The following is a 6,110-nucleotide window of genomic DNA, read 5'->3' on the forward strand; positions in this document are numbered from 1 at the left end:
AGACAGCTTCATCGCCAAGGAAACGGAAAAGCCGGAGACTCACACGCTTTCCGTGCTGGTCGACAACGAGCCGGGCGTGCTGGCCCGGGTCATCGGCCTGTTTTCCGGACGCGGCTACAACATCGAGAGCCTGACGGTCTCCGAAACCGAACATGAAAAGCATCTGTCGCGCATCACCATCGTAACGCGGGGTACGCCGCATGTGCTGGAGCAGATCAAGCATCAGCTCGAGCGCATCGTGCCGGTGCACCGTGTCGTCGATCTCACCGTGCGCTCGCATGAACTCGGCCAGGACCGGCCGCTGGAGCGGGAGCTCGCGCTGGTGAAAGTGGCCGGCACCGGCGAAGGTCGCGTCGAGGCGCTGAGGCTGGCCGATGCCTTCCGCGCTAGCGTCATCGACGCCAATACCGAGCATTTCATCTTCGAGATCACCGGCAAGGGCTCCAAGATCGACCAGTTCATCGCCATCATGAAACCGCTCGGCCTGGTCGAGATCTGCCGGACCGGCGTGGCGGCGATGAATCGCGGCCCGCAAGGGATGTAAACCGTCCGGCGCCATGGCTCCAACGCGCTGGCGCCGCCTACACCTGTCTGTTGCTTTTGGTGCTGATCCTCTGGGCCGGCTGCCGGCGCGGGTAGCCTTTGTGCGCCTGAACCAAAAAGACAATATTGCTGACCTGCTTGGGAAGAAGCCATGACCTTCGATGCATTTCTTGCCCTGCTGGTCTATGCCTTCGCGACTTCGATCACGCCGGGCCCGAACAACTTCATGCTTTTGGCTTCCGGCGTGAATTTCGGTTTTGCCAAAACCATTCCGCACATGCTGGGCATCAGCATCGGCTTTCTCGTGCTGCTGCTGGCCGTCGGCTTCGGTCTCGGCGCCGTGCTGACTGCGTTTCCGGCGCTGCACACCGGGTTGAAGGTCGCGGGCGGCGTCTACCTGCTCTATCTCGCCTGGAAGATCGCCATGTCGCGTTCGCTCAGCGGCCAGGGCGAGGCCAATGCGCGACCGATGCGTTTCATCGATGCCGCAGCGTTCCAGTGGGTCAATCCCAAGGCTTGGGTGATGGCTATCACTGCCATGGCCGTCTATGCCATTCCGGAGCATCCGTTTCTGTCGGTGGCGTTGATCTCGATAGCCTTCACCGTCGTCAACCTGCCGAGTGTTTCGGTGTGGGCAGGTTTCGGCATGGCGCTGCGCGGTTTTCTGTCGGATCCGGTACGGCTGAAATGGTTCAACATCGCCATGGGCGTTCTGCTGGCGGCGACGCTGTGGCCGATGCTTCGGTAGCTGCCTTTTATTGTGCGCCGCACATTAAATCTTCGTAATGCCGGGTTTTGGCACTTTTTCGCCTTCGGCGCCTGCTATCTACTTGGTGAAAACCGCGGCACTAGGCTGCGAGTTACGTCAAGATATGACCACCGAACCACGGCCTGTCGGATAGAAGGCTTTTGACGATGCGTGGGAAGATCGTGCTTGCGGTGCTTGCGGCCGCCTGCCTTGTCGCAGCCGGGCTCTACCTTTCGCCCGCGGCAACGGACAAGGTCCGGCAGATGCTGTCAGCGGGGCAGGCGGCTCCTGACAAACCGGCGGCCGCCGCAAATGCCGCACGTTCGACCTCGGTGGTTGCCGCCACCGCTTCGACGGCCGACTTCCCGATCCGGCGCTACGCCATCGGCTTCGTATCCTCCCCCGCCGTGGTCAGCGTGAACGCACGGATCTCGAGCCAGATCACATCGATCGCCGTCAAGGACGGGCAGATGGTGAGGGCTGGCGACCTTCTGTTCTCGCTGGACGACCGCTCACTGAAGGCGCAACAGGCCCGTGACCAGGCGACGCTCGCCAAGGACGAGGCGCTGCTTGCCAGTGCCACGGCCGATCTTGAGCGCGCCAAGAACCTTGTCGCCAGGCAGGCTGGCACGCAGCAAACCTATGATCAGGCAATCGCCGCGCAGAAGTCCGCTGCGGCCACAGTCGATGCCGACAAGGCGTCGCTCGATGCCGACGCTGTCCAACTCGGCTTTGCCACGATCACGGCGCCGATTTCCGGCAGGCTGGGCGCGGTCAACGACGCGATCGGCGATCTCGTCACCACCAGCAACGGCACGTCGACCCCGCTGGTGACCATCACCCAGGTGGACCCGTTGCAGGTGAACTTCAATCTTCCGGAAAGCGATCTTGCCTTGCTGCACAAGGCGCTGGCGGAGCCAAGGGAAGGCGCAGTCACGCTGACCAGGGACGGCGATCCGACGCCGATCGGCAAGGGGACCCTAGATTTCGTCGATGCCAGCGTCGACACAGCCTCCGGCACGATCGCAACGCGTGCCCGCGTGCCCAATGCCGATCTTTCGCTGTGGCCGGGCCAATATGTGAATGTCGTTCTCGATGCCGGCATCATGCCGCAAATGACCTCCGTTCCCACGGTTGCGGTCCAGCCCAGCCAGAAGGGACCGTTCGTCTATGTGATCAAGCCTGACGAGACGGTGGAGATGCGGCCCGTGCAGGTCGCGCTGACCGAAGGCGACAGCAGCGCTATCGGCGAGGGGCTGAAAAGCGGCGAACGTGTCGTCGTCGAGGGCCAGGCAAAGCTGAAGAACGGTTCGCCGATCCGCGAAGCCGAGGTCGGGACCGGCGATCAGGCGTCTCCAAGGGTTGCGGAGGCTGGCAAGGCGGCCGGGACGCGCCCATGATCTCCGAATTCTGCATCCGCAGGCCCGTCGCCACCCTGCTCATGTCCTTTGCCCTCGTGCTGGGCGGGCTGTTCGCTTACAAGTTCCTGCCAGTGGCCGCTCTGCCGAGCGCCGAGTTTCCGGTGGTCAACGTCTCGGCCTCGCTGCCCGGCGCCTCGCCGGAAACCATGGCGACCTCGGTGGCAACGCCGCTGATCAAGCAGTTCGCCACCATCGCCGGCATCGATTCGATCTCGACCACGAATTCGCTTGGCTCCACCTCGATCGCCATCCAGTTCGTGCTCAATCGCGACATCGACGCCGCGGCGGCCGACGTGCAGGCGGCGATCGCGCGAACGCAGCGGCAATTGCCGCCCGAGATGACCAGCCCGCCGAGCTACCGCAAGGTCAATCCGGCCGATGCGCCGATCCTCCTGATGTCCCTGGTCAGCGACACAGTTCCGCTGACCGATCTCGATGCCTTTGCCGAGAATGTGATCTCGCCGTCGCTGTCGACGATCGAAGGCGTGGCGCAGGTCTCGATCTTCGGGCAGCAGAAATACGCCGTGCGCGTCCAGATCGATCCGACGGCGCTGGCCGCACGCGACATCTCGATCGACCAGCTGCAGACGGCGATCGCCTCGGCCAACAGCAACACGCCGCTCGGCGTGCTGCAGAACGACAAGCAGCAGCTGACGATCACCGCCAATACGCAGCTGAACAACGCGGCGGGATTTTCCAACATCATTATAGCCACCAGGAACGGCCGTCCGGTGCGGCTCGGCGAGGTGACCCGCGTCATCGATTCGGTCGAGACCACGACGACGGCAAGCTGGTACGACGGCACCCGCGCGATCATCATGGCGGTGCAGCGCCAGCCCGATGCCAACACCGTCGACGTCGTTGACCGCGTCAAGGCGATGCTGCCGTCCTTCCAGGATCAAATGCCGGCGGCGGCCAGTATCCAGTTGCTCAACGACCGCTCGACTTCGATCCGCGAGGCGGTCGACGACGTGCAGTTCACGCTGCTGCTCACCATCGCACTGGTGGTGATGGTGATTTTCCTGTTCCTGCGCCGGGTAACGGCGACAATCATCCCGGCGGTGGCGGTGCCGATCTCGCTGATCGCCACGCTCGGCGCCATGTTCCTGTTCGGCTTTTCCATCGACAACATATCGCTGATGGGGCTGACGCTGGCGGTCGGCCTTGTCGTCGACGATGCGATCGTCATGCTGGAGAACATCTTCCGCCACATGGAGGAGGATGGGCTCTCGGCCCTCGACGCGGCGCTCAAAGGTGCGCGGGAAATCGGCTTCACCATCATTTCGATCTCGATCTCGCTGGTGGCGGTGTTCATCCCCGTGCTTTTGATGGGTGGAGTGATCGGCCGCATTTTCAACGAGTTCGCGGTGGTGGTGACAGTCGCCATCCTGGCGTCGATGTTCGTGTCGCTGACACTGACGCCGATGCTGTGCTCGCGGCTTTTATCGGTGTCGAAGGCCGAGCGCGAAGCAGTGCAGGGCGGAGATCACAGGCACAATTTCTTCATGCGAGGCTATGACTGGCTGCTGACCTTCTGCCTGCGGCACAGTTTCCTGGTTTTTCTCGTCTTTATCGGAACGGCCGCACTGACGGTCTGGCTGATCCAGACCTCGCCGAAGGGCTTCTTCCCGCAGGAGGATATCGGCCAGATTTCGGTGACGACCACCGCGCGCCAGGACATTTCGTTCGACGCCATGGTGAAGCTGCAGGGGCAAGTGGCTGATGTCTTCAGCCATTCACCCTATGTCTCGCATGTAGGGTGGTCGGTAGGCGGCGGAGACAACGCGCTCAACCAGGGCCGGCTCTATGTGCAATTGAAGGACAAGGACCAGCGCCCCGATATCGACAAGGTGCTCTCGGATCTGCGGCGGCAGCTGGCCAATGTTCCCGGCATCGAAACTTTCATGCAGCCGGTGCAGAATCTGCGGCTCGGCGCGCGCGCTTCGGCCAGCGCCTATCAGCTCGTCGTGCAGGGCCTCGACATCGGCGCGGCTGACAGCTGGGCGCAGAAGCTCACCGACGCGATGGCCGCTGACCATAGCGCCTTCACCGACGTCACCAATGATTTGCAGAACAACGCCTTGCAGGCGTCGCTGGTGGTCGACCGCGACAAGGCGGCGACGCTCGGCATCGACACCGATACGCTGCGCTCCAGCCTCTATGGCGGTTTCGGCACCGAGCAAGTGTCGACCATCTTCGGTTCGGCCGACAGCTATGAGGTGATCATGGAGCTCGACCCGAGGATCGAGTGGTCGCCAGAAAGGATGCTGGCGATCAAGGTGAGGACGGCCAGCGGCAGCCTGGTGCCACTCGGCGCTTTCGCCAGTGTCGATCGGACCGCCGGCGCCTTGACCGTCAATCAGCTCGGCCAGCTTCCGGCGGTGACCATCTCCTACAATCTGCCGCAGGGCGTCGCGCTCGGTGACAGCGTGACCCACATCAATGCGCTGAAGGAAAAGATCGGAATGCCGGCGACGATCTCGACCACTTTTTCGGGCACGGCGAAAACGTTCCAGGATTCGCTTGCCAACCAGGGCCTGCTGATCGGCGGCGCGATCCTGACCATCTACATCGTCCTCGGCATCCTCTACGAGAGCTTCATCCATCCCCTCACCATCCTGACCGGACTGCCGTCGGCCGTGCTCGGCGCACTGGTGGCGTTGCGGCTTGCGGGCATGGACCTGTCGGTGATCGCGGTCATCGGCATCCTGATGCTGATCGGCATCGTCAAGAAGAACGGCATCATGATGATCGACGTTGCGCTCGAACTCAGGCGCGAGGGGATGTCGCCGCTCGATTCCATCCACAAGGCCTGCCTGATGCGCTTTCGTCCGATCATGATGACGACGCTGGCGGCCCTGATGGGCACGATCCCGATCGCGCTCGGGACCGGCGCCAGCGCGGAACTGCGCCAGCCGCTCGGCGTTGCGGTGGTCGGCGGCCTGGTCGCTTCGCAAGCGCTGACGCTGTTCGTCACGCCGGTCATCTATGTCTACATGGAGCATTTTTCCGGCTGGCTTCTCGGGCTGTGGCCGCAGCGTCGGGACGAGCAGCTACCGGTCGAAACCGTCGACCAGCCGTCGCTGTTCGAGGGCGGAGAAGAGTTGCAGGGCGAGCCGCAAAAGGCGGCTGCAGAGTAAAGCCGATGGATTTCACTGGCCCAAGCCGTGGCGCTTGCCGCCGGCGGCTCGCGATCGTAAGTTGACGCCCATGTCCCATGATCACGACCACGACAACGAGCTTGATCCTTTTGCCGCCCGGGTGCGCGCGCTGGAGACGATCCTTACCCAGAAAGGGCTGATCGATCCGGCCGCCATCGACGTGATCGTCGACACCTACGAGACAAAAATCGGCCCGCGCAACGGCGCCAAGGTGGTGGCGAAGGCCTGGGTCGATCC

Annotated in this window: 5 protein-coding genes; all 5 read left to right on the top strand. The window is 63.0% G+C overall.

Features of this window, described 5'->3' with window-relative positions:
• Positions 1–10: 10 nt before the first annotated feature.
• The gene (gene ilvN / locus EOA85_RS25020; RefSeq protein WP_245485998.1) at positions 11–544 is read left to right on the top strand and encodes an acetolactate synthase small subunit; all 534 of its coding nucleotides are present in this window, start codon (positions 11–13) and stop codon (positions 542–544) included.
• Between the two features lie 150 nt (positions 545–694).
• Positions 695–1,291, top strand: coding sequence for a LysE family translocator (locus EOA85_RS25025; RefSeq protein ID WP_127211558.1), 597 nt, complete (start codon positions 695–697; stop codon positions 1,289–1,291).
• Positions 1,292–1,458: 167 nt separating this feature from the next.
• Entirely contained in the window at positions 1,459–2,691 is a 1,233-nt protein-coding gene (locus tag EOA85_RS25030) for an efflux RND transporter periplasmic adaptor subunit (RefSeq protein WP_127211559.1), read from the top strand.
• Positions 2,688–5,852 (top strand): efflux RND transporter permease subunit, encoded by a 3,165-nt coding sequence (locus EOA85_RS25035; RefSeq protein ID WP_127211560.1) that lies wholly within the window; start codon positions 2,688–2,690, stop codon positions 5,850–5,852. Before EOA85_RS25030 ends, EOA85_RS25035 begins: the two co-directional genes overlap by 4 nt.
• Before the next feature lie 70 nt (positions 5,853–5,922).
• Positions 5,923–6,110 (top strand): nitrile hydratase subunit alpha (locus tag EOA85_RS25040; RefSeq protein ID WP_206523361.1); only part of this gene is annotated, 188 nt, incomplete at its 3' end.

The organism is Mesorhizobium sp. M5C.F.Ca.IN.020.29.1.1, from assembly GCF_003997375.1.
In the GTDB taxonomy this organism is placed as follows: domain Bacteria; phylum Pseudomonadota; class Alphaproteobacteria; order Rhizobiales; family Rhizobiaceae; genus Mesorhizobium; species Mesorhizobium wenxiniae.

What these genes read in the sequence shown, in the direction of transcription:
- EOA85_RS25030 (WP_127211559.1), top strand. Translation starts at nt 1,459, where the DNA reads ATGCGTGGGAAGATCGTGCTTGCGGTGCTTGCGGCCGCCTGCCTTGTC.
- EOA85_RS25035 (WP_127211560.1), top strand. Translation starts at nt 2,688, where the DNA reads ATGATCTCCGAATTCTGCATCCGCAGGCCCGTCGCCACCCTGCTCATG.
- EOA85_RS25025 (WP_127211558.1), top strand. Translation starts at nt 695, where the DNA reads ATGACCTTCGATGCATTTCTTGCCCTGCTGGTCTATGCCTTCGCGACT.